We start from the raw sequence: 24,190 nt of genomic DNA on the forward strand, positions 1-24,190 counted from the left end.
CGCGTGGATTGAGAGTGGGTCTTTGCCTTCCCGGGGGGGGCTCCTAGCGGGGCCGGGGCGGGGGTTGTTGTTCCCGGGAAAAAACCCCCCCGCGCCATGTCAGACAGAGGCCTAACCGATGCCTCGCCACCCCGCAGGATCCACTCCGCCGGGCACGGAAGCCCCCTCGTCGTACGGCTGCCGGGTGAACACGAACGAACCGAGGTCGAGATGGTCGACGGTTCCCTCAGGCCGCCGTACGACCTTCAGGACCTCGCCGTGGAAGTAGCCCTCCAGGCCAGTCCAGGTGCCGTCGTCGTTGGCCCGGAAGCTCGAGCGCCGGCCTGCGCCCGACAGGGGCTCCAGCGAGACGAGTCCATCCGCTGTGAGCCGTAGGGCGAATCCGTTCGTTCCCCAGTACCACTGGCCCGCCAACTCCAGTGCGGGCGAGTCGGCCTCGCGCATCGGACGCCACGGCTCGGGAATCCGGGGTTCGGCCGCGGCCACGATCCCTACGAGATCGGCCCCCACGACGGACAGCAGCGGGCCGGAGGTGCAGTTGGCCAGCACGACCGCGGCGACGTCGTCCGCCACGCTGATCGTGAGATTCGCGAGGAAACCCGGCAGCGAGCCCGAATGCCCCACGAGCAGCCGCCCGTCACGGTGCTGGACCTGCAACCCGAGCCCGTATGAGGCACCGTCGACGAGCTCGGCCGCCCCGGCCGGTGCCGCGGGCGTGCGCATCTCGCGCACGGTCTCCGCGCACAGCACCCGGTCGTCGCCGTTCGCCAGGAAGACCGCGAAGCGCGCCAGATCCGCTGTGGTGGACCAGAGTTGACCGGCAGGAGCCATCCGCCCCAGGTTCTCGGAGGGTTCGGGCAGCATCACATCCGCCCATGGATGGACCGCCCAGCCACCCGCGTGCGGCGCTTCCGGACCGAAAGTCGTGCGGGTAAGCCCCAGTGGTGCCAGTACTTCACGCTGGAGCACCTCCTCCCACGGAGCGCCGCGCAGCCGCTCGACCAGGGCACCCAGCAGGGTGTAGCCGGGGTTCGAGTAGTGGAAGAGGCGCCCCACCGGGTGCAGGAAGGGCTGCTCGCCCAGTACGTCGGCGAGTTCGGGACGCAGATCGCCCGAGGTACGCTCCCACCAGGGCGCAGGGGTCTCGGCCGCCAACCCACCCGTATGGGCGAGGAGTTCGGCGACGGTGGCCTCCCCCGCACCTGTGCCGGGCACGTGCTTCTCCAGCGGGTCGCCGAGGTCGAGCAGTCCCTCGTCCCGCAGTCGCAGGACGAGGACGGCGGTGAAGGTCTTGGTGATCGAGCCGATGCGGTACTGCACGTTCTCGTCCGGGCCGTGCCCGTCCACCGAGGTGCGCGCACCGTGCCACACGGTCCGTCCGCCCCGCACCACCGCCGCGACCAGGGAGGGCGCCCGCCCCTCCGACTGGGCCACGGCGATCCGGTGCAGCAGCGCCCGGCGCGTGCCGGGAAGCAGCTCTTCCTGAGATGTCGTCATGCCCCCAGTCCATCCCCTGGGGCACGCGGGCGTCGACTTCTTTAGTCCCAGGGGCGCGGTGTCGGCCCGCCGACGAGCGGTTGCTGTCGGCGTGACACGGACCTCAGGTCTGGGCCATATCCACGAAGCGCGAGTAGTGGCCCTGGAAGGCGACGGTGATCGTCGCCGTCGGGCCGTTACGGTGCTTGCCCACGATGATGTCCGCCTCGCCCGCGCGGGGCGACTCCTTCTCGTAGGCGTCCTCACGGTGCAGGAGGATCACCATGTCGGCGTCCTGCTCGATGGAGCCGGACTCACGCAGGTCGGACACCATGGGCTTCTTGTCCGTGCGTTGCTCGGGACCACGGTTGAGCTGCGACAGCGCGATCACCGGGACCTCCAGCTCCTTGGCGAGGAGCTTGAGGTTACGGGACATGTCCGAGACCTCCTGCTGACGGCTCTCGGAGCGCTTGGAGCCACCGGCCTGCATCAGTTGCAGGTAGTCGATGATCACGAGCTTGATGTCGTTGCGCTGTTTCAGCCGCCGGCACTTCGCCCGGATCTCCATCATCGACAGGTTCGGGGAGTCGTCGATGTAGAGGGGCGCGGAGGACACCTCGGGCATCCGGCGTGCCAGACGGGTCCAGTCCTCGTCCGTCATGGTGCCCGAACGCATGTGGTGCAGGGCCACTCGCGCCTCGGCCGACAGGAGGCGCATCGCGATCTCGTTGCGCCCCATTTCGAGGGAGAAGATGACGCTGGCCAGGTTGTGCTTGATGGAGGCCGCGCGGGCGAAGTCCAGTGCGAGCGTGGACTTTCCCATGGCGGGGCGGGCCGCGATGACGATCATCTGACCCGGGTGCAGGCCGTTGGTGAGGGAGTCGAGGTCGGTGAAGCCGGTGGGCACACCGGTCATCTCGCCGCTGCGTGAGCCGATCGCCTCGATCTCGTCGAGCGCGCCCTCCATGATGTCGCCGAGCGGCAGGTAGTCCTCACTGGTGCGCTGCTCGGTGACCGCGTAGATCTCGGCCTGGGCGCGGTTGACGATCTCGTCCACGTCGTCGTCGGCCGCGTATCCCATCTGGGTGATGCGCGTGCCCGCCTCGACCAGGCGCCGCAGGACCGCCCGCTCGTGGACGATCTCCGCGTAGTACTCGGCGTTCGCCGCCGTCGGCACGGTCTGGACGAGGGTGTGCAGATACGACGCGCCGCCGACCTTGTTGATCTCACCGCGCTTGGTGAGTTCGGCGGCGATGGTGATGGGGTCGGCCGGCTCGCCCTTCGCGTAGACGTCCAGGATCGCCTGGAAGATCGTCTCGTGGGCGGGCTTGTAGAAGTCGTGGCCCTTGATGACCTCGACGACGTCCGCGATGGCGTCCTTGGACAGGAGCATGCCGCCGAGGACGGACTGCTCGGCGTCCAGGTCCTGGGGCGGGACCCGCTCGAAGGCCGTGCCGCCGCCGTCCCACTCGCCGGTGTCCCTGCCGCGTTCGTGCTGTTCGTCGCGCCCCCGGCCCCCGTCGCCGCGGCGGCGCGAGGAAGGCAGACGATCACTGGGACCGCTGTCGGCCCACGGGTCGTCCAAGGGCTCGGAAATACTCACCGAGCCACCTCCTCCCGTCCGCCGAGCGGACCTCGCCGTGCTTCTCATTTCTACGGCACGGCACTGACAAATGAGACGCCCAACTCCGGTTCTGGCGCGTCGGGTTTGTGATGGTTTCCAGGCCGACGGACGGAGCGGGCGCCGGACCACGGTAGGCCCGCGGGCACCGTCAGCCAATCTGGTTATCCACAGGCCATGTGGACGACGGCCCGGATGCTGTGGAGAACTCCTCAAAACCTGTGCACGACCCGGTGGACAGGCCTGTGAACAAGCTCCGGACCTTTCCGAAAGAGGTGCTCCGACCTGCATCTTCGCCGTCCACCGGCTGTGCAGAAGAAAAACTTTCCCGGTCGGCGCAAGATCAGTTCGAACTGTACACAGCGACGCACACCCCATGAACACAAGTAAGGGTCCAAAGCGGATTGCATCTCTTACCTGTGGACGATTAGATTGGTGCACATGACACAGGCGTCCGTGACCCCCAAGGCCACCCGGCGACAGCACGACCGCGAGATCGTCGCACTCGCCGTTCCGGCCTTCGGCGCGCTCGTCGCCGAGCCGCTCTTCGTCCTGGCCGACAGCGCGATCGTCGGCCATTTGGGCACCGCCCAACTCGCCGGTCTCGGCATCGCCTCGGCCCTCCTCACGACGGCCGTCAGCATCTTCGTCTTCCTCGCCTACGCCACCACCGCGGCCGTCGCCCGGCGGGTGGGAGCGGGCGATCTCCCGGCCGCCATCCGCCAAGGCATGGACGGCATTTGGCTGGCCCTGCTCCTCGGGGCCGCTGTCATCGTCGTCGTCCTGCCGGCCGCACCGTCGATCGTGGAGCTCTTCGGCGCCTCTGACACCGCCGCCCCCTACGCGACCACCTATCTGCGGATCTCCGCCCTCGGCATCCCGGCCATGCTGGTCGTGCTCGCTTCGACCGGTGTGCTCCGCGGACTGCAGGACACCAGGACTCCGCTCTACGTGGCCATCGCCGGCTTCGTGGCCAACGCCGCGCTCAACGTCGGCCTCGTCTACGGCGCCGACCTCGGTATCGCCGGCTCCGCCTGGGGCACTGTCATCGCCCAGTGCGGCATGGCCGCCGCCTACCTCGTGGTCGTCGTCCGCGGAGCGCGACGGCACGGAGCCTCCTTGCGTCCTGACGCCGCAGGCATCAGGGCCTCCGCCCAAGCCGGTGTCCCGCTGCTGGTCCGTACGCTGTCCCTGCGAGCGATCCTCATGATCGCCACAGCCGTCGCAGCCCGCCTGGGGGACGCCGACATCGCTGCCCACCAGATCGTCCTGTCCCTGTGGAGCCTGCTCGCCTTCGCACTGGACGCCATCGCCATCGCCGGACAGGCCATCATCGGTCGCTACCTGGGCGCCGAGGACACGGAGGGCGCCCGTCAGGCATGCCGCCGAATGGTCGAGTGGGGCATCGCGGTAGGAATAGCTCTCGGCGTGCTGGTCGTACTCTCCCGACCGCTGTTCCTCCCGCTGTTCACCGGTGACTCCACGGTCAAGGACGCCGCTCTGCCCGCTCTGGTGATCGTGGCTCTGTCCCAGCCGATCTGCGGAGTGGTCTTCGTCCTGGACGGCGTGCTGATGGGGGCGGGAGACGGTCCCTATCTCGCCTGGGCCATGGTGATCACCCTGGCCGTCTTCGCCCCGATAGCCCTGCTCGTGCCTGCACTGGACGGCGGACTCACCGCCTTGTGGGCGGCGATGACACTGATGATGGTGATCCGCATGCTGACCCTCTGGCTGCGAACCCGGTCAGGCCACTGGCTCGTCACCGGCGCCACCCGCTGACCGTTTCACGTGAAACACCGTGGGCCGTCCCGTTTCACGTGAAACACCGGAAGCTCGGCGCTAGCGCCACAGCATGCAAGAGGGGCCGTACCCAGACGGGTACGGCCCCTCTCACCACTGCTCAGACAACCACTGGGGTCGTCAGGCCGCGACGACCTCGATGTTGACCTTGGCGGCAACCTCGGGGTGCAGACGCACGGACGTCTCGTGGGCGCCCAGGGTCTTGATCGGCGAGCCCAGCTCGATGCGGCGCTTGTCGACCTCGGGGCCACCGGAAGCCTTGATCGCGGAAGCGATGTCGGCCGGGGTGACGGAACCGAAGAGACGACCGGCGTCGCCGGAGCGGACGGCCAGGCGGACCTTGACGCCCTCGAGCTGGGCCTTCACCTGGTTGGCCTGCTCGATGGTCTGGATCTCGTGGATCTTGCGAGCACGACGAATCTGCTCGACGTCCTTCTCGCCACCCTTGGTCCAACGGATCGCGAAGTTCCGCGGGATCAGGTAGTTGCGAGCGTAGCCGTCCTTGACGTCGACGACGTCGCCCGCGGCACCGAGGCCGGAGACCTCGTGGGTGAGGATGATCTTCATTAGTCGGTCACCCTTCCCTTATCGCGCGGTGGAGGTGTAGGGCAGCAGCGCCATCTCACGGCTGTTCTTGACGGCCGTGGCGACGTCACGCTGGTGCTGCGTGCAGTTGCCGGTCACGCGGCGGGCACGGATCTTGCCGCGGTCGGAAATGAACTTCCGCAGCATGTTCGTGTCCTTGTAGTCCACGTACGTGACCTTGTCCTTGCAGAAAGCGCAGACCTTCTTCTTAGGCTTGCGCACAGGCGGCTTCGCCATGGTGTTTCTCCTGTGTGATCAAGAAGTGTGGGTACGACCCACCCCTCGGCCCGAGGCCTAGAAGGGGGGCTCGTCCGAGTAGCCGCCGCCACCGCCGCCGCCGCCGGAGTTTCCACCCCAGCCGCCGCCACCGCCACCGCCCTGGTTGCCACCGGCGGGAGCGCCGGTGGCCCACGGGTCGTCGGCGGGAGCGCCGCCGCCGCCCTGCTGACCGCCGCCGGAGCCACCGCCCCAGCCGCTGCCACCCTGGCCGCCGGCTCCGCCGCCGCCGTAACCGCCCTGGCCACCACGGCCGGCGCCGCCGGCAGTCTTGGTGACCTTGGCCGTGGCATTGCGCAGGCTGGCGCCGACTTCCTCGACGTCCAGCTCGTAGACCGTGCGCTTGACGCCCTCACGGTCCTCGTAGGACCGCTGCTTCAGCCGGCCCTGCACGATGACGCGCATGCCTCGCTGGAGCGACTCGGCGACGTTCTCCGCCGCCTGACGCCAGACCGAGCAGGTCAGGAACAGGCTCTCGCCGTCCTTCCACTCGTTGGTCTGACGGTCGAAGGTGCGGGGGGTGGACGCGACACGGAACTTCGCGACCGCCGCACCGGAAGGGGTGAAGCGCAGCTCGGGGTCGTCGACAAGATTGCCGACGACCGTGATGACGGTCTCGCCTGCCATGGGGAACCTCTCGGCGGGTTTGCTGCTCTGGCTGCTTGGTTGCTGCTACTCGGATCCCGGGATCATCTGAGCGTGAGCTCAGTGGGTCTCGGGACGGAGGACCTTGGTCCGGAGGACCGACTCGTTCAGGTTGAGCTGGCGGTCGAGCTCCTTGACGACCGCAGGCTCGGCCTGCAGGTCGATGACCGAGTAGATGCCCTCGGGCTTCTTCTTGATCTCGTACGAGAGCCGACGACGGCCCCAGGTGTCGACCTTCTCCACCTTGCCGTTGCCCTCACGGACGACGGAGAGGAAGTTCTCGATCAGGGGGGCGACAGCGCGCTCCTCCAGATCGGGGTCGAGGATGACCATCACCTCGTAGTGACGCATGTGGAACCCACCTCCTTTGGACTCAACGGCCACGGTCGTTCCGTGGCAGGAGGGTTGTGATGCGTACGCAACGGTATCGGCCGCCACTGACAATCGGGGCTTCCTCGCGGTAGTCCCGGTCGTGACATGGGCAGACACCGTGCAGACGCTACAGACTACCCGCACACCGGCTTCCGGTTGAAATCCGGCCCCGAGCGCGGTCACTCTGTACACATCGGGTGTGTATGGCGCTACGATGCGCCGCCTTCCGCAGGAGGTGCCCTATGGCACAAGCAATGCGACCCAACACCGCCGGAGGCCTTTTCGCCACGGACGGGAAGCCCCACCCCCTCCAGGACACGCTGCTCGCGGTGACTCTGGTGCTCGGCATCACGGCCTTCGTATCGGCGATGTTCCACAACCTGCACCTGCTCAGTTCCTGGGCCGGCCTGGTGGGCATCCTCACCGGCGCCTACGGCCAGTGGATCTCGGAGACGACCCGGGAGCGCTTCGGACTGATCCTCGGTCTGGGCGCGGCGGCGGTCGGCTTCTTCCTCGGCATGGCGCACGGCGGCCTCTTCGGCGGAGTCATTAGCTGACGCCACGGGCACCGTCCCCACAACACCACCCAAAGCACCGCGGAACACCTCGGCGGCCCATGAGCCGGGGCGCAGCTTCAGTACGCCCAGTCGGGGCGCCCGCAAGGCGCAGTAGGCTTCGGCGCGAGAGCCGGAGCCCCTGTACCCATGGGGACACACCAGCCCGAGGAGCGCCCCGAATGAGCCTGACCCTGAGGACGATCAGCCGCGAGCAGCATCTGGCATACATCCAGAGCCTGCCCTCGGCGAGCCACATGCAGGTTCCTGCCTGGGCAGACGTCAAGGCGGAATGGCGCTCCGAGAGCCTCGGCTGGTTCGACGAGAAGACCGGCGAACTGGTCGGCGCGGGTCTCGTCCTCTACCGCCAGCTCCCCAAGATCAAGCGCTACCTCGCCTATCTGCCCGAGGGCCCGGTCATCAACTGGTTCGCGCCGAATCTGACAGAGTGGCTGGAACCGATGCTCGCGCACCTCAAGCACCAGGGCGCCTTCTCGGTGAAGATGGGCCCGCCGGTGATCATCCGGCGCTGGGAGGCCACCTCCATCAAGGCCGGCATCCAGAACCCCGACGTCAAGCGCCTGCGCGACATCGAGGCCGACTTCATCGAGCCGCGCGCCTTCGAGGTCGCCGACAAGCTGCGCCGCATGGGCTGGCAGCAGGGTGAGGACGGGGGAGCCGGCTTCGGTGACGTGCAGCCCCGCTACGTCTACCAGGTGCCGCTCGCGAACCGCTCCCTGGAAGAGGTCCACAAGAACTTCAACCAGCTCTGGCGCCGCAACATCAAGAAGGCCGAGAAGGCCGGCGTCGAGGTCGTCCAGGGCGGTTACCAGGACCTCGAGGAATGGCAGCGGCTCTACGAGATCACCGCGGTGCGCGACCACTTCCGGCCCCGCCCGCTGTCGTACTTCCAGCGCATGTGGACGGCCCTCAACACCGAGGACCCCAACCGGATGCGGCTGTACTTCGCCCGGCACGAGGGTGTGAACCTGTCGGCGGCGACCATGCTGATCGTCGGCGGCCACGTCTGGTACTCCTACGGCGCCTCCGACAACATCGGCCGTGAGGTCCGGCCCTCGAACGCGATGCAGTGGCGGATGCTGCGTGACGCCTACGCGCTCGGCGCGACCGTCTACGACCTGCGGGGCATCTCCGACTCGCTGGACGAGACCGACCACCTCTTCGGTCTGATCCAGTTCAAGGTGGGCACGGGCGGACAGGCCGCCGAGTACCTCGGCGAGTGGGACTTCCCGCTCAACAAGCTGCTCCACAAGGCCCTCGACATCTACATGTCGCGCCGATGACGTCGCGTTCTTCGCTTCAATAGCTCGCATACCTCTGATACACCGCAGCCACTAGAAAGGTTCCGGGTCCGGCCATGGCGCTCACGCTCTACGTCGACACCGCGCGCTGGCGGGCGCACCACAAGCACGTGCAGGAGCAGTTCCCGGGCCTCGTCCCGGTCTGCAAGGGCAACGGCTACGGCTTCGGGCACGAGCGGCTGGCGGAGGAGGCCACCCGGCTGGGTTCGGACGTCCTCGCCGTCGGCACGACCTACGAGGCCGCCCGGATCAAGGACTGGTTCGGCGGCGACCTGCTGGTGCTGACGCCGTACCGTCGTGGCGAGGAGCCGGTTCCGCTGCCCGACCGGGTGATCCGCTCGGTGTCGTCCATCGACGGGGTCTACGGCCTGGTGGGCGCCCGCGTGGTCATCGAGGTGATGTCCTCGATGAAGCGGCACGGCATCAGCGAGCAGGACCTGCCCCAACTGCACTCCGCCATAGAGAACGTCCGCCTCGAGGGCTTCGCGATCCACCTTCCGCTGGACCGCACCGACGGCTCGGACGCCGTCGAGGAGGTCATCGGCTGGATGGACCGGCTGCGCGCGGCCCGGTTGCCGCTGCACACCATGTTCGTCAGCCACCTCAAGGCCGAGGACCTCGCGCGGTTGCAGCAGCAGTTCCCGCAGACCCGTTTCCGCGCCCGCATCGGGACGCGGTTGTGGCTCGGGGACCACGACTCCACCGAGTACCGCGGTGCCGTCCTGGACGTCACCCGTGTCTCCAAGGGGGACCGTTTCGGCTACCGGCAGCAGAGGGCGGCCTCCGACGGCTTCCTGGTCGTCGTGGCGGGCGGTACGTCGCACGGGGTGGGTCTGGAGGCCCCGAAGGCCCTGCACGGCGTCATGCCGCGCGCCAAGGGGGTCGCCCGGGCCGGCCTGGCCACGGTCAACCGGAACCTTTCTCCGTTCGTCTGGGGTGGCAAGCAGCGCTGGTTCGCCGAACCGCCGCACATGCAGGTCTCCATCCTGTTCGTGCCCTCGGACGCCCCGGAGCCGAAGGTCGGCGAGGAGCTGGTGGCCCATCTGCGGCACACCACCACCCAGTTCGACCGGATCGTCGACCGCTAGAGCGGTTCGAGAGACGCAGCGAAAAGGCCGTACACGGGGGTTCCCGTGTACGGCCTTTGGGGTGTGCGGGCCAACCGGCTTACGCCGCACGGGTGCTGTTCGCTCAGAGCGAACGGTCGGTGGCCTCCCGGTCGCTGCCCCACTCCACCGGTCCGTCGAAGTGGGCCGCGTGCCGGGGCGGATGGGCGGCGGGGCCGAGCACGAAGACGTCCTCGGCGCCGTCGAGCACACCGCCCGAGGGATCGTCGTCGCCGGCCCGGCGCACCACGTCCCGTTCCGGCATGAGGATGTCGCGCACGACCATCACGCACAGGTAGGCCGTGCCCAGCAGATGCAGCCCGATGGCCCAGTGGTAGCCGTCGGTCGGCAGACCCTTGTGGGCGTTTCCGCTGGTCGTGTACGCGAGGTACAGCCAGATCCCGAGGAAGTACGCCACCTCGCACGCCTGCCAGATGAGGAAGTCCCGCCACTTCGGCCGGGCCAGCACCGCCAGCGGCACCATCCACAGGACGTACTGCGGTGAGTAGACCTTGTTGGTGAGGATGAACGCGGCGACGATCAGGAACGCCAACTGGGCGAAACGCGGCCGGCGCGGAGCGGTCAGGGCGAGCGCCGCGATGCCCGCGCAGCACAGCAGCACCAGCAGGGTGGCGAGCGTGTTGACGGTGTCGGTGCTCAGCGGGTCGGTGGAGTTCTGGGCCAGGATCAGCCAGAAGGACCCGAAGTCCACGCCCCGCTCCTGGCTGAACGTGTAGAACTTCGACCAGCCGTCGAAGGCGAAGAGCATCACCGGCAGGTTCACCACGAGCCAGGAGACGACCGCTCCGCCCAGGGCCTTGCCGAAGTCCCGCCACTTGCCGGCCCGCCAGCACAGCACGAACAGCGGGCCCAGCAGGAACACCGGATAGAGCTTGGCGGCCGTGGCGAGCCCCAGGAGGACCCCGAAGGCGAGCGAACGACCCCGCGCCCACATCAGCATCGCGGAGGCCGTCAGAGCGACCGCCAGCAGGTCCCAGTTGATGGTGGCGGTCAACGCGAAGGCGGGCGCCAGGGCGACCAGCAGACCGTCCCAGGGGCGCCGGGCGTGGGTACGGCTCACGCAGACGACGATGACGGCCGCGCAGGCCATCAGCATCCCGGCGTTGACCATCCAGTACCACTGCTCCTGGTCCTGGATGCTGCCGCTGCCGGGCGTGAGCCAGGCGGCGACCTCCATGAACACACCGGTCAGCACCGGGTATTCGAGGTACTGCATGTCGCCGGGGAGCTTGTCGAAGTACGGGACGAGTCCGTCGGCGAAACCGCGTCCCTGGTAGAGGTGCGGGATGTCCGAGTAGCACGCGTGGGTGTACTGGGTGCCGGCTCCGAAGAACCAGCCGCCGTTGTAGCAGGGCGCCTTCTGGACCAGGCCGAGCGCGAACACGCCGATGGCCACGAGCGCGATGACCCGGACGGGCGTCCACCAGGAGGTCCCCAGCAGGGCGCGCCGCCCGAGAGGACCACCGATGAACTCGCTGCCGTTCCTGGAGACCTCGTCGTCCTGGGTCGGACGCACCGGGTCCGACTCGTGCACGCTCGCTGGCGTCGATTCAGCACTGGGCATGCGGCCCATCCTGCCGTACGAGGCTAGGAGTACGCCGAGGGCCGCCGCACCTGGTGGATGCGACGGCCCATGTTTCACGTGAAACACCCTCGACGGGGCATTTGGCGTCTAACCGCCTGATCCGCCGAAGAGGCCCCCATTGCCGTTGCCGTTGGTATTGCCGCCGTTCCCCTCGGTCGATGTGGCCGTGGGTGTCGAGGTCACACCGCCGTCGGTCCCGCCGTTGTCCGTACCGCCCGTGTCCTCGCACTGCCAGTCGAACCGGCAGGTCTCGGTAGCCGTGGGCGTCGGTGAGATCAGCGTCTGGCTGGGCGTCGGGGTCGGAGTCGGGGTCGGCGACTCGGTCTCGGTGGGCGTCGGGGTGGGCGTCGGGCTCGGCTCCTCGTTGACGATCTCACCGATGGGCTCCGGCGTCGGGAAGTCGATCGCCTTCTGGCCCTTCAGCGCCTTCTCCATGTAGTCGTGCCAGATCTCGGACGGGAACGACGCACCGTGGATCTTCTCCTGGCCACCCGTTCCGTACATCTCGAGGAACGTGCGGTTCTTCTTGGTCTCGTCGTCGTCGAGCCGGAACATGGTGATCGCCGTGGAGAGCTGCGGGGTGTAGCCGACGAACCAGGCGGACTTGTTGCCGTCGGTGGTACCGGTCTTGCCCGCCACATCACGTCCGGTCAACTGGGCGTTGGTACCCGTCCCCTTGTCGACCACGGTCTTGAGGACGTCGGTGACGTTGTCGGCGACCTTCTTCTCGAAGGCCTGCTCGGGCTTCGCCTTGTGCGTGAAGACGTCGCCGTCCTTGCTCGTGACCTTCTCGACGGAGTACGGCTCGTTCTGCTTGCCGCTGGCCGCGAAGGTCGCGTACGCGCCCGCCATGCGGATCGCGCTGGGATCGGAGATGCCGATGGAGAAGGACGGGAAGTTGGTGCCGGCCAGGCTGTTCTCCTTGAGGCCCGCGTCCGTGGCCGCCTCCTTCACCTTGTCCAGGCCGACGTCCATGCCGAGCTGCACGAAGGCGGAGTTCACGGACTCCCGCATCGCCTCACGAAGATCGATCTGGTACTTGGGCGGAGAGCCGTAGGACTGCTTGCCGTCGTTCTCCTGCAGCCACTCCTTGCCCTCCTCGTTCTTCCAGATCGAGCCGTCATAGTTCTTGATCTTGAGGTTGTTCTTGCCGCTGAACAGGCTCTTCGCGTTGACGACCGTGCGCTCGTCCTGTGCCTGGCTCTCGCCGAGGTCCGGGTCGCGCACACCCCACTTCATCGCCGCGGCGAGCACGAACGTCTTGAACGTCGAGCCGACCTGGGCACCGGTGGAGTCGCAGTTGTTGGTGAAGTGGGTGGTCGCGTCCTCGCCGCCGTAGCAGGCCCGGATCGCCCCGGTCGCCGGTTCCACCGACGCCCCGCCGAACTGGACGTAGGTGTCCTTGTCCGGGCGCTTCTTGGGGTCGATGTTCTCCTTGCGGACCTTCTTGACCGCTGCCTCGAGCTCCCCGACCTTCTTCTTGTCGAAGGTCGTGTAGATCGAGTAGCCGCCCTGCTGGAGCTGGTCGGCACTGAGGATCTTGTTGTTGACCAGATAGGCCTTGGCGAGGTCGACCAGATAGCCGATCTGCCCCTTGAGCTGGGTGTTGGACCGGGGGTTCTGCCACTTGGGCAGCGTGGTGTACTTCGCCCGCTCCGTCGCGCTGAGGTGGCCGTACTCGACCATCTTGCTGAGGGTGTCCTGCATTTGCCGCAGGGCCCGCCTCTGGTTGGCCTGAGGCGTGGCCTGCGTCGAGTCGATGGAGGTCGCGCCCGCCGGGTCGTAGTACGTGGCGCCCTTGAGCATGGCCGAGAGGAAGGCGCACTCGCCCGGATTCAGGTCCTTGGCGTCCTTGTTGAAGTACGCTCGCGCGGCTGCCTGGATGCCGTAGGCGTTGCGGCCGTAGTACGCGGAGTTCAGGTACCCCGCCATGATCTCGTCCTTGTTGACCGTGGCGCCCACCTTGATGGAGATGAAGATCTCCTTGAACTTGCGCGTGACGGTCTGGGACTGGTCGTTCAGGCGCGCGTTCTTGACGTACTGCTGGGTGATGGTGGAACCACCCTGGGTGTTGCCGCCCCTGGCCATGTTGAACACCGCGCGGGCGATGCCCTTGGGGTCAATGCCGCTGTCCGTGTAGAAGGTCTTGTTCTCCTGCGAGACGACGGCGTACTGCATCGCCTTCGGGATCTGCGCGAGATTGACGATCTGTCGGTTGGTCTCGCCACCGGTGGAGACCATCTCGGAGTCGTCGGACCAGTAGTAGACGTTGTTCTGAGCCGTCGCGGTCTCCGCGACGTTCGGAACGCTCACGAGCGCGTACCCGACGCCGGCGACCGCGACCAGGCTGCCGATGAAGCCGATGAACAGGCCCGTCACCAGCTTCCAGGACGGCACCCAGCGGGCCGCGCCGTACTTGCCCGCGCGCGGGTAGTCGATGAAGCGTTTCTTGCCCGGGTCGGACGCGCGTCCCCGGCCGGCCGGCGCCCCGCGCCTGCCCCCGCGCGCAGGCTCCGCCCCTCTGCGGCGACCACCGCCGCCCGTACTTCTCTGGGCAGCACGGCGGGCCTCGGCACGGCTGCCGTACTGCCGGTCCTCGCCTCCCGGACCGTGGGATGCCGACTCCTGGGAGCTGGTCCCATAGGAGTCGGCAAGAGACCCGGTGGCGCCTCGCGGAGCCGCGCGGCGACCGGAGGACGAGCCGGACTGGCCGCGTCGGGCCGCGGCACGTCCGCCTCCCTGCGGCTGCGGCGGTTTGCGACGGTGCTCGCTCATCGAACGACTACTCCTCGGGCAGGCGCACCCTTGCGCGCCTGGAAACGGCGGCTGGTTTCCGGTCCCCCCGAAGTACGGATGTGGTCGGTCGCGCATTCATCCGTACCGCACCGGGACAGCAACGCCCCCCAGGCGTCACTCGGTTCCCGGTGGTGTGCATGCCGCACAGACTACGCACCGTCAAAACCCGCCGAGCCCCGAAGTTCACCCCAAACCAGGCAACTTGGTTCCGATGAATCACTGATGTGATCCCGTTCACCGTCTTCCCACTTGTCGCTTCCGGAAGGGCGTTCTATCGTCTTGATGTATCGAGTCGATACATCGGGGCGAGACAGTGACGAGGAGGCGACGATGAGCCGGCGTTCCGGGATCCTCGAATTCGCCGTGCTCGGCCTGCTCCGCGAGTCCCCGATGCACGGCTATGAGCTGCGCAAACGTCTCAATACATCCCTGGGCGTGTTCCGTGCCTTCAGCTACGGCACGCTCTACCCCTGCCTCAAGACGCTGCTCGCCAACGGCTGGTTGATCGAGGAACCGGGGAACACCACCGAGGACGCCCTCGCCGCACCACTCGCAGGGCGTCGCGCCAAGATCGTCTATCGGTTGACGGCGGAAGGTAAGGAGCACTTCGAGGAACTGCTCTCGCAGACGGGTCCCGACGCGTACGAGGACGAGCACTTCGCCGCTCGTTTCGCCTTCTTCGGGCAGACCTCACGCGACGTCCGTATGCGAGTCCTCGAAGGCCGGCGCAGCCGGCTGGAGGAGCGCCTGGAGAAGATGAGTGCCTCGCTGGCACGCACCCGGGAGCGCCTCGACGACTACACGCTTGAGCTCCAGCGCCACGGGATGGAGTCCGTGGAGCGCGAAGTGCGCTGGCTGAACGAGCTCATCGAGAGCGAACGGGCCGGCCGGGACCGCAAAGGTCCCGGCCAGGGCGAAGCCGCTCGCGACACCACAGAGGGAGCGCCGGGCGTCCTGCCCCGGACCGGGGACACCCCCGGGCCGGATACGCCCGGCGACACCGCCACGTGAGGCCCCTGCCAGGGCCTCACTCGTACACACAGGGAGCAACCGGAATGGGTTCGGTTCGCGTAGCCGTCGTCGGCGTGGGCAACTGCGCTGCGTCGCTGGTTCAGGGAGTCGAGTACTACAAGGACGCCGACCCGGCGGCCAGGGTGCCCGGGCTGATGCACGTCCAGTTCGGCGAGTACCACGTGCGTGACATCGAGTTCGTCGCGGCGTTCGACGTCGACGCGAAGAAGGTCGGTCTCGACCTCGCCGATGCCATCGGCGCCTCCGAGAACAACACCATCAAGATCTGCGACGTGCCGAACACCGGCGTGACCGTCCAGCGCGGCCACACCCTCGACGGCCTCGGCAAGTACTACCGCGAGACCATCGAGGAGTCCGCCGAGGCCCCGGTCGACGTCGTCCAGATCCTCAAGGACAAGCAGGTCGACGTCCTCGTCTGCTACCTGCCCGTCGGTTCCGAGGACGCGGCGAAGTTCTACGCCCAGTGCGCCATCGACGCCAAGGTCGCCTTCGTCAACGCCCTCCCGGTCTTCATCGCCGGCACCAAGGAGTGGGCGGACAAGTTCACCGAGGCGGGCGTCCCGATCGTCGGCGACGACATCAAGTCCCAGGTCGGCGCGACCATCACGCACCGCGTCATGGCGAAGCTGTTCGAGGACCGCGGCGTCGTCCTGGACCGCACGATGCAGCTCAACGTCGGCGGCAACATGGACTTCAAGAACATGCTCGAGCGTGACCGCCTGGAGTCCAAGAAGATCTCCAAGACGCAGGCCGTCACCTCCCAGATCCCCGACCGGGACCTGGGCGAGAAGAACGTCCACATCGGCCCGTCCGACTACGTTGCCTGGCTCGACGACCGCAAGTGGGCGTACGTCCGTCTTGAGGGCCGCGCCTTCGGTGACGTCCCGCTGAACCTGGAGTACAAGCTCGAGGTCTGGGACTCCCCGAACTCCGCCGGTGTCATCATCGACGCCCTGCGCGCCGCGAAGATCGCCAAGGACCGCGGCATCGGCGGCCCGATCCTGTCGGCCTCCAGCTACTTCATGAAGTCCCCGCCGGTCCAGTACTTCGACGACGAGGCCCGCGAGAACGTCGAGAAGTTCATCAAGGGTGAAGTCGAGCGCTAAGGCTCACTCAGAACGCTCCTGCCAGGGCCGCCGAGGGTCCCCGGGCTTGTCGCCCGGGGACCCTCGCCGTATGTGAGGCTGTGCCCCATGTCCGTCGTCCGCGATCTGCGTGTCCTTCTCCGCCTCCGGGACTTCCGGCGCCTGCTCTCCGTGCGCCTGCTCTCCCAGGGCGCCGACGGCGTCTACCAGATCGCGCTCGCCGCCTACGTCGTGTTCTCCCCGGAGAAGCAGACCTCGGCCACGGCGATCGCCTCCGCGATGGCGGTCCTGCTGCTCCCGTACTCCTTGGTGGGCCCCTTCGCCGGCGTCCTCCTGGACCGCTGGCGCCGCCGCCAGGTCTTCCTCTACGGCAATCTCGTGCGCGCCCTGCTGGCATCGGCGACGGCCGCCCTGATGCTCAGCCACGTACCGGACTGGCTCTTCTACGTCTCCGCCCTCTGCGTCACCGCCGTCAACCGCTTCGTCCTGTCCGGCCTGTCCGCCGCACTGCCCCGGGTCGTGGACGAGGACCGTCTGGTGATCGCCAACTCCCTCTCCCCGACGGCCGGGACCCTCGCCGCGACGGCGGGCGGCGGCCTCGCCTTCCTGGTGCGACTGCTGGTCGCCGACTCCGACGCGGCCGTGGTGCTGCTGGGAGCGGGCCTGTACCTGTGCGGTGCGCTCGCCGCGCTGCGCATGCCACCGGAACTGCTGGGCCCCGACCGCCAGTTGGTCCGGCCCCGCCTCGGTGACGCTCTCACCGGCACCGCACGCGACCTGGCCGCCGGCGTACGACACCTGGCCGCACCCGCTCGCCGGTCGGCCGCCCGAGCGCTCGCAGCGATGTCGGTCATGCGGTTCTGCTACGGCGCTCTGCTCGTCATGGTGCTCATGCTCTGCCGGTACGCCCTGACGTCCGACCCGGACGACGGGCTGGCTCTGCTGGGGCTGGCGTTGGGCATTTCCGGCGCCGGGTTCTTCGCTGCCGCTGTCCTGACCCCCTGGGCCGCGGGCAAACTCGGACCGGAGTGCTGGATCGTCGTGTGCGCGGCGACCGCCGCGGTACTGGTGCCTGCCCTCGGGCTCCCCTTCGCCACCGTCCCCATGCTCGTCGCGGCGTTCGTGCTGGGCCTGATCACCCAGGGCGCCAAGATCGCCACGGACACGATCGTGCAGTCGTCCGTCGACGACGCATTCCGGGGCCGGATCTTCTCTGTCTACGACGTCCTGTTCAACATCGCTTTCGTGGGCGCCGCGGCCGTGGCTGCCCTGATCCTGCCGCCGGACGGTCGCTCGGCGGCCTTGGTGGTCACGGTCGCCGTCCTCTACGCGACGGTCGCTGTGGCGATGACGAGGCAGCGGCAGATGGCACCAGAACGCTGAAGGGGCGATGTTTCACGTGAAACACCGCCCCTCGATGCGCTCCGGGTCATGTTTCACGTGAAACATGACCCCGTTGCACAGCCTCAGCCCTGTGCGGCCCACCACTCCTTGAGGGCGGCCACCGCTTCGTCGCGCTCCATCGGCCCGTTCTCCAGGCGAAGCTCCAGCATGTGCTTGTACGCACGGCCCACGGCAGGACCGGGTGCCACGCCGAGGATCTCCATGATCTGGTTGCCGTCGAGGTCGGGCCTGATCGAGTCCAGCTCCTCCTGCTCCTGAAGCTGGGAGATCCGCTCCTCCAGACCGTCGTAGGCACGGGACAGCGCGGCTGCCTTGCGCTTGTTCCTGGTCGTGCAGTCCGAGCGGGTCAGCTTGTGGAGCCGGTCGAGCAGCGGACCCGCGTCCCGGACATAGCGGCGAACCGCCGAGTCCGTCCACTCACCGGTGCCGTACCCGTGGAACCGCAGATGGAGCTCGACGAGCCGGGAGACGTCCTTCACCAGCTCGTTGGAGTACTTGAGAGCCGTCATCCGCTTCTTGGTCATCTTCGCGCCGACCACCTCGTGGTGGTGGAACGAGACCCGGCCGTCCTTCTCGAAGCGGCGGGTGCGCGGCTTGCCGATGTCGTGAAGCAGCGCGGACAGGCGCAGGGTCAGGTCCGGCCCTTCCTTCTCCAGCGCGATGGCCTGCTCCAGAACGATCAGCGTGTGCTCGTACACGTCCTTGTGCCGGTGGTGCTCGTCGCTCTCCAGTCGCAGGGCCAGCAGCTCCGGCAGCACATGCTCGGCGAGGCCCGTGTCGACCAGCAGCGTCAGCCCCTTGCGCGGGTGGCCGGACAGGATGAGTTTGTTGAGCTCGTCCCTGATCCGCTCGGCCGAGACGATCTCCAGGCGTCCGCACATCTCCGTCATCGCGGTGACCACTTCGGGGGCCACCGTGAAGTCGAGCTGCGCCGCGAAGCGCGCGGCCCGCATCATCCGCAGCGGGTCGTCCGAGAAGGACGCCTCCGGAGTACCCGGCGTCCGCAGCACCCGCGCCGCGAGGTCGTCGAGACCGCCGTGCGGGTCGATGAACTTCTTCTCCGGGAGAGCGACGGCCATCGCGTTCACGGTGAAGTCCCGCCGGACGAGGTCCTCCTCGATGGAGTCGCCGTACGACACCTCGGGCTTGCGCGAGGTGCGGTCGTAGGCCTCGGACCGGTAGGTGGTCACCTCGATCTGATAGCCGTCCTTCTGCGCCCCCACGGTGCCGAAGGCGATCCCGACCTCCCAGACGGCGTCCGCCCAGGGCCGCACGATCTTCAGTACGTCCTGGGGACGGGCGTCGGTCGTGAAGTCCAGGTCGTTGCCGAGCCGGCCGAGCAGTGCGTCCCGTACCGAACCGCCGACCAGGGCGAGTGAGAACCCGGCCTCCTGGAACCGGCGGGCGAGCTCGTCGGCGACAGGTGCGACCTCGAGCGGTTCGTCCACCGCGCGGTCCTGCACCTGACTCGGGGCACTGAGGTTGTCTTCGTTGGCGTTCGGCACAACAGAAGAGGGTACGTGGCCCGGGCGTACCCGGGCGCCTCCATTAAACGTGCACAGACTCGCCATCCGGACCTGCACAAGGTCTGCCCCGGAGTCCCATGCGCGTGCTCCCCTCTATACATACACATTCGGGACAGTGCGGCAGGGTTCCCCGATCTTGTGGAGCGGTCCGCGGCACTTCCCCTCAGCGCGCATCGTTACCATGCGTGGACGCACATTCCGACGACCACTGACGACGACGAGGGACGGGCGAGCGCGTGGCCGAGGCGGCAGACTTCCAGGGGACGAGTCCCTCACCTGCCCGCCGCTGGCTGCGGCGCACCGGGGCCCTGCTCGCGGGGGCCCCTCTGCTGGCCGGTCTGTGCCAGCTCTCCGCCCCCGCGCCCGCCGAGGCCGCCGACAGCTCCGGATCGGTTTCCGTCGCAATCGACACGCTCAGCCCGAGCGCGCCTACGGAGGGTGACACCCTCACCGTGTCGGGGACGGTGACCGCCACCGGCAAGCAGGCCGTGTCGGGCGCCCATGTCGGCTTGCAGGTGGGTCCGGAGCTGAACACCCGCTCGTCGATCGACAGGGTCAGCGGGGACGCGGACTCGTTCCAGGGCGACACGGGCTCCGAGGTCGGCGCGAAGTACGAGGCGAAGTTCGCCAAGCTGACCCCCGGGGTGGCCCAGCCCTTCACCATCTCCGTCCCGGTCGACGAATTGGACCTCGGTGACGCCGGCGTCTACCAGTTCGCCGTCGCGGTGTCCGGCAGGACCGCGGCCCAGTCGTGGGACCACCCACTGGGCATCCAGCGGACTTTCCTGCCCTGGCAGTCCGACGAGGTGGACACGAAGACGAAGACGACGTTCCTGTGGCCGCTGATCTCCACCGTGCACATGACGGCGGAGACCGGCTCGAACGCCCAGCAGACACCGGTCTTCCTCAACGACGACCTCGCCGAGGAGATCTCGGCGGGCGGGCGGCTGGACCAGATGCTGTCGCTGGGCGAGAACCTGGACGTCACGTGGGTGATCGATCCGGACCTGCTGGCGTCCGTGGACGCGATGACCCGCAGCTACCGGATCCAGGGCGAGGGCGACACCACCATCGCCGGCACCCACCAGGCACTCGCCAAGCAGTGGCTGGCCAAGCTCCAGACAGCGGTGGAGGACAAGGAGGTCGTCGCGCTCCCCTTCGCCGATCCCGACCTCGCCTCCCTGGCTCACAACGGGACGAGCGTCACCGGCTCGCTCAGCCATCTCGACGAGGCCACCGACGTCGCGGCCACCACGGTGCGGACCGTGCTCCACGTGACACCGAGCACCGACTTCGCCTGGCCCGTGAACGGCGCGGTGGACCCGTCGATCGTCAAGGTCGCCACCTCAGCCGGTGCCGACAAGGTGATCGCCCGCAGCGACAGCCTCCAGGAGACCGCCGGACTGTCGTACACGCCTTCCGCGGCCCGTCCCATCGGCGGCGGCACCACTGCGGTCGTCGCGGACGCGCGGCTGTCCACGGCCTTCCAGGGCGATCTGACGAAGGCCTCGTCCGCCACACTCGCCGTCCAGCAGTTCCTCGCCCAGAGCCTCGCTCTCGACCTCCAGACGGACAAGCAGCGCAGCATCGTCGTCGCCCCGCAGCGCACGCCCACAGCCGCCCAGGCGGACGCCATGGCCGAGGCGATCACCGCGCTGCAGGGCGGCAACTGGTCGCAGTCCCAGAAGCTCACGGCGGCCGCCGCGGCCAAGCCCGACCCCGAGGCCACCACCAAGGTGCCCTCCGCGTCCGCCTACCCCGCCTCGCTGCGCAAGCAGGAACTGCCGAAGTGGGCCTTCCAGCAGATCGCGAGCACGCAGAACAAGCTCGACAACTTCAAGGTGATCCTCTCCGACCAGTCCCGCGTCGTGACCCCGTTCGGACGGGCCATGAACCGCGAGATGTCCACGTCGTGGCGGGGCCGCGCCTCCGAGGCGAGCGGCTTCCGCGCGGACGTCGAGGCCTACCTCGACGAACTGATCTCCCAGGTGAGCCTGATCGACAAGTCGGAGACCAAGCTCTCCGGACGCAGCGCCACGATCCCGGTGACGGTCCAGAACAACCTGGTGCAGGGAGTGGAGCACCTGCGGCTGCGGCTGACCTCGCTGAGCCCGAACAGGCTCGAGATCGGCGGCTCCTCCTACTACGAGCAGCAGGTCGAGGTCTCCGGCGGCCACAGCCAGACGGTGAAGTTCACCACGACGGCCAACGCCAACGGCAAGGCCTCGGTGATCGCCCAGTTGTACACGGAGGACGGCCAGCCGTACGGCGAGCCCGTGAGGTTCGACGTGAAGGTCACCGAGTTCACGGCTACGGTGATGCTCGTCATCGGTGGCGGTGTCCTGCTGCTGGTGCTGGCAGGATTCCGGATGTACACCCAGCGCAAGCGAGCAGCGGCCCGCGGGGCCGGGCCGCAGGGCCCGGACGACGAGGCGGGTGAAGCCGTGGACGGTCCGGAGAACCCGGATGGCTCCGAGGACCGTCTCAAGGAGGAGTCCGGCACCGGACCCCGTGCGGACGACCCGGAGCAGCCGAGTGACCTGACGGCGGACACCGAAGCGGAAAGCGCCGACCCGTCCGGCACGGGTGAGAGAGTGGACCGTTGAGGATGTCGTGGCCGGTGGGCCCGGGACGATGAGGTGGGGTAACCATGAACGCGCCGTACGACGGTGATCGCGGTCAGGGCGCGGACAACTCGGGTCGCCCCGAGGGGCCGCCGCCCGAGCACGGCCAGGTGCCGCCGCAGGCTCCCGCGGACATGTACCTCCAGGACGCCTACGAGCAGGACCCCTACCGGGCGCAGGACCTGCACGCCCAGGACCCGGTCGCGGAGGCCCTCTACGACCGCGCCGCGCATCCCCCGCCGCCGCCCGGCACCTATCAGCCGCAGCAGCCGCTCTACTCCCAGCCGCCGCAGTCTCCCTACGCCCCGGACCCGCACGTGTGGGCGCAGACCCCGGCTCCCGAGCCGGAGGGGCCGACGCAGTACCTGCCGTACGGCGACAACCCCCGCACCACGCAGTTCGTGGGGGTCGACGACCTGGTGAGCGAGGCCGGCGAGGAACGCCACGAACCGGACGCGTTCGCCCACCTGTTCCGCGACCAGCAGCAGCGTGGCGGCCGGCCGACGGACCCCCCGTCGGTACCGGGGCCGGGCGGGCCGGCCCAGCAGTTCCAGGTTCCCGCGGCGCCCGCGCCGTCGGCCGACGAGACCATGAACCTGGGGACCGCGCCGGTCGCGGCCGCGGCGGCCCCCGAGGCTCCCGCCGCCCCCGCGAAGAAGGGCGGCAAGGCGACCGGCCTGCTGAAGTCGAGCGCCGTGATGGCGGCCGGCACGATGGTCTCGCGCCTGACCGGCTTCATCCGTTCGGCACTCATCGTCTCGGCGCTCGGCACCGCCTTCCTGGGCGACTCCTTCCAGGTGGCCTACCAGCTACCGACCATGATCTACATCCTCACCGTCGGCGGCGGCCTGAACTCCGTCTTCGTGCCGCAGCTCGTTCGCGCCATGAAGGAGGACGACGACGGCGGCGAGGCCTTCGCCAACCGCCTGCTGACGCTCGTGATGGTGGCTCTCGCCCTGCTCACCGCGCTCACCATGTTCGCGGCACCGCTCCTGGTGCGGGCGCTGTCGAACCCCGTGGCGACCAACCCCGCGGCCAACGACGTCGCCATCACCTTCACCCGCTACTTCCTGCCCTCCATCTTCTTCATGGGCATCCACGTGGTGATGGGGCAGATCCTCAACGCGCGCGGCAAGTTCGGCGCGATGATGTGGACTCCGGTCCTCAACAACATCGTCATCATCGTCACGCTCGCGATGTTCCTGTGGGTCTACGGCACCGCCGGGCGCTCCGGCATGAGCGTCACGAACATCCCGGCGGAGGGCCAGCGGCTGCTCGGCGTGGGCATCCTGCTCGGCCTCGTGGTGCAGGCCCTCGCGATGATCCCGTACCTGCGCGAGACCGGGTTCCGGCTGCGCCTGCGCTTCGACTGGAAGGGCCACGGCCTCGGCAAGGCCGCGATGCTCGCGAAGTGGACGATCCTGTTCGTCCTCGCCAACCAGGCGGGCGCCCTGGTCGTCACCCAGCTCGCCACCGCGGCCGTCGCCGACACCAAGATCCCCGGCACCGGCTTCAGCGCCTACGCCAACGCCCAGCTCATCTGGGGCCTTCCGCAGGCCATCATCACCGTCTCGCTGATGGCCGCGCTGCTGCCGCGCATCTCCCGCTCGGCCGCGGAGGACGACGCCGGCGCGGTCCGCGACGACATCTCGCAGGGCCTGCGCACCACCGCGGTCGCCATCGTGCCCATCGCCTTCGGCTTCCTGTCGCTCGGCATCCCGATGTGCACGCTGATCTTCGGGGCCTCCAGCACCGGCGCCGCCACGAACATGGGCTACATGCTGATGGCCTTCGGCCTCGGCCTGATCCCCTATTCGGTCCAGTACGTCGTCCTGCGCGCCTTCTACGCCTACGAGGACACCCGGACGCCCTTCTACAACACCGTCATCGTGGCCGCCGTCAACGCCGCGGCCTCCGCCGCCTGTTACGCCGTGCTGCCGCCCCGCTGGGCCGTGGTCGGCATGGCCGCCTCGTACGGTCTCGCGTACGCGATCGGTGTCGGTGTCGCTTGGAACCGGCTGCGCAAGCGCCTCGGTGGCGACCTGGACGGCAACCGCGTCCTGCGCACCTACGCCCGCCTCTGCATCGCCTCCGTCCCGGCGGCCCTGCTCAGCGGAGCGGCCTGCTACGGCATCGGTCACTCGCTCGGCCAGGGAGTCGTCGGTTCGTTCGCCGCGCTGATCGTGGGCGGAGCGGTTCTGCTCGGGGTCTTCTTCGTCGCCGCCCGCAAGATGCGCATCGAGGAGCTGAACTCGTTGGTCGGCATGGTCCGGGGGCGTCTGGGGCGCTGAGGCAGGGGTACGCGCACAACCATCGACCGCCACCGTGTGTCGTGCATAGCGGCGGACTGTGGGCACAAT

18 protein-coding genes are annotated in these 24,190 nt (G+C 68.4%); 9 read left to right on the forward strand and 9 right to left on the reverse strand.

Annotation, left to right across the window (positions count from 1 at the left end; translation table 11 throughout):
* Positions 1 to 111 precede the first annotated feature (111 nt).
* Together ACZ66S_RS18350 and dnaB are read right to left on the reverse strand one after the other, a co-directional pair.
* The gene (locus tag ACZ66S_RS18350; protein ID WP_469902555.1) at positions 112 to 1,497 is read right to left on the reverse strand and encodes a serine hydrolase domain-containing protein; all 1,386 of its coding nucleotides are present in this window, start codon (positions 1,495 to 1,497) and stop codon (positions 112 to 114) included.
* Positions 1,498 to 1,600: 103 nt separating this feature from the next.
* Complete coding sequence (dnaB, locus tag ACZ66S_RS18355) at positions 1,601 to 3,079, reverse strand: replicative DNA helicase (RefSeq protein ID WP_469902556.1); 1,479 nt, start codon at positions 3,077 to 3,079, stop codon at positions 1,601 to 1,603.
* A gap of 459 nt (positions 3,080 to 3,538) precedes the next feature.
* Here dnaB and ACZ66S_RS18360 point away from each other — a divergent pair, with 459 nt between their 5' ends.
* Positions 3,539 to 4,876: an MATE family efflux transporter gene (locus tag ACZ66S_RS18360; RefSeq protein ID WP_469902557.1), complete on the forward strand. Its 1,338-nt coding sequence runs from the start codon at positions 3,539 to 3,541 to the stop codon at positions 4,874 to 4,876.
* Between the two features lie 141 nt (positions 4,877 to 5,017).
* Here the strand turns inward: ACZ66S_RS18360 and rplI are convergent, their stop codons facing one another.
* The 4 genes from rplI to rpsF all read right to left on the reverse strand — a co-directional run bounded on the left by rplI (position 5,018) and on the right by rpsF (position 6,754).
* Positions 5,018 to 5,464, reverse strand: coding sequence for a 50S ribosomal protein L9 (gene rplI / locus ACZ66S_RS18365; RefSeq protein ID WP_020134131.1), 447 nt, complete (start codon positions 5,462 to 5,464; stop codon positions 5,018 to 5,020).
* Between the two features lie 18 nt (positions 5,465 to 5,482).
* Positions 5,483 to 5,719 carry a 30S ribosomal protein S18 gene (rpsR, locus tag ACZ66S_RS18370; RefSeq protein WP_003949403.1) on the reverse strand — a complete coding sequence of 79 codons (237 nt, stop codon included), beginning with the start codon at positions 5,717 to 5,719 and terminating at the stop codon, positions 5,483 to 5,485.
* Positions 5,720 to 5,776: 57 nt separating this feature from the next.
* Positions 5,777 to 6,385, reverse strand: coding sequence for a single-stranded DNA-binding protein (locus tag ACZ66S_RS18375; protein WP_469902558.1), 609 nt, complete (start codon positions 6,383 to 6,385; stop codon positions 5,777 to 5,779).
* A 78-nt stretch (positions 6,386 to 6,463) separates the two neighbouring features.
* On the reverse strand, positions 6,464 to 6,754 hold the full coding sequence (gene rpsF, locus ACZ66S_RS18380) for a 30S ribosomal protein S6 (protein ID WP_007383258.1): 291 nt from the start codon (positions 6,752 to 6,754) through the stop codon (positions 6,464 to 6,466).
* A 263-nt stretch (positions 6,755 to 7,017) separates the two neighbouring features.
* Between rpsF and ACZ66S_RS18385 the strand changes: the two genes are divergently transcribed.
* From ACZ66S_RS18385 to ACZ66S_RS18395, 3 genes are all read left to right on the forward strand, one after another.
* Positions 7,018 to 7,332, forward strand: a complete 315-nt coding sequence (locus tag ACZ66S_RS18385) for a hypothetical protein (protein WP_359427080.1) — start codon at positions 7,018 to 7,020, stop codon at positions 7,330 to 7,332.
* A 179-nt stretch (positions 7,333 to 7,511) separates the two neighbouring features.
* Positions 7,512 to 8,633: a peptidoglycan bridge formation glycyltransferase FemX gene (femX, locus tag ACZ66S_RS18390; RefSeq protein WP_020134135.1), complete on the forward strand. Its 1,122-nt coding sequence runs from the start codon at positions 7,512 to 7,514 to the stop codon at positions 8,631 to 8,633.
* 74 nt (positions 8,634 to 8,707) lie between these two features.
* Positions 8,708 to 9,739 carry an alanine racemase gene (locus ACZ66S_RS18395; RefSeq protein WP_469902559.1) on the forward strand — a complete coding sequence of 344 codons (1,032 nt, stop codon included), beginning with the start codon at positions 8,708 to 8,710 and terminating at the stop codon, positions 9,737 to 9,739.
* Between the two features lie 103 nt (positions 9,740 to 9,842).
* On the opposite strand, the gene ACZ66S_RS18400 is transcribed toward ACZ66S_RS18395, so the two are convergent.
* Together ACZ66S_RS18400 and ACZ66S_RS18405 are read right to left on the reverse strand one after the other, a co-directional pair.
* Entirely contained in the window at positions 9,843 to 11,342 is a 1,500-nt protein-coding gene (locus ACZ66S_RS18400; protein WP_469902560.1) for a glycosyltransferase family 87 protein, read from the reverse strand.
* 108 nt (positions 11,343 to 11,450) lie between these two features.
* The gene (locus ACZ66S_RS18405) at positions 11,451 to 14,138 is read right to left on the reverse strand and encodes a transglycosylase domain-containing protein (protein ID WP_469902561.1); all 2,688 of its coding nucleotides are present in this window, start codon (positions 14,136 to 14,138) and stop codon (positions 11,451 to 11,453) included.
* 351 nt (positions 14,139 to 14,489) lie between these two features.
* Between ACZ66S_RS18405 and ACZ66S_RS18410 the strand changes: the two genes are divergently transcribed.
* From ACZ66S_RS18410 to ACZ66S_RS18420, 3 genes are all read left to right on the forward strand, one after another.
* Complete coding sequence (locus ACZ66S_RS18410) at positions 14,490 to 15,170, forward strand: PadR family transcriptional regulator (RefSeq protein ID WP_469902562.1); 681 nt, start codon at positions 14,490 to 14,492, stop codon at positions 15,168 to 15,170.
* A 44-nt stretch (positions 15,171 to 15,214) separates the two neighbouring features.
* Complete coding sequence (locus ACZ66S_RS18415) at positions 15,215 to 16,297, forward strand: inositol-3-phosphate synthase (protein ID WP_469902563.1); 1,083 nt, start codon at positions 15,215 to 15,217, stop codon at positions 16,295 to 16,297.
* Positions 16,298 to 16,384: 87 nt separating this feature from the next.
* Positions 16,385 to 17,659 carry an MFS transporter gene (locus ACZ66S_RS18420; RefSeq protein WP_469902564.1) on the forward strand — a complete coding sequence of 425 codons (1,275 nt, stop codon included), beginning with the start codon at positions 16,385 to 16,387 and terminating at the stop codon, positions 17,657 to 17,659.
* A gap of 83 nt (positions 17,660 to 17,742) precedes the next feature.
* Here the strand turns inward: ACZ66S_RS18420 and ACZ66S_RS18425 are convergent, their stop codons facing one another.
* Entirely contained in the window at positions 17,743 to 19,185 is a 1,443-nt protein-coding gene (locus tag ACZ66S_RS18425; RefSeq protein WP_469902565.1) for a CCA tRNA nucleotidyltransferase, read from the reverse strand.
* A gap of 257 nt (positions 19,186 to 19,442) precedes the next feature.
* On the opposite strand from ACZ66S_RS18425, the gene ACZ66S_RS18430 reads away from it, so the two are divergent.
* Positions 19,443 to 21,812 carry a DUF6049 family protein gene (locus ACZ66S_RS18430; RefSeq protein WP_469902566.1) on the forward strand — a complete coding sequence of 790 codons (2,370 nt, stop codon included), beginning with the start codon at positions 19,443 to 19,445 and terminating at the stop codon, positions 21,810 to 21,812.
* A gap of 44 nt (positions 21,813 to 21,856) precedes the next feature.
* Positions 21,857 to 24,121 (forward strand): murein biosynthesis integral membrane protein MurJ, encoded by a 2,265-nt coding sequence (gene murJ, locus ACZ66S_RS18435; protein WP_469902567.1) that lies wholly within the window; start codon positions 21,857 to 21,859, stop codon positions 24,119 to 24,121.
* Positions 24,122 to 24,190: the final 69 nt, after the last annotated feature.

The sequence above is a fragment of the Streptomyces sp. NPDC107471 genome, from assembly GCF_055582845.1.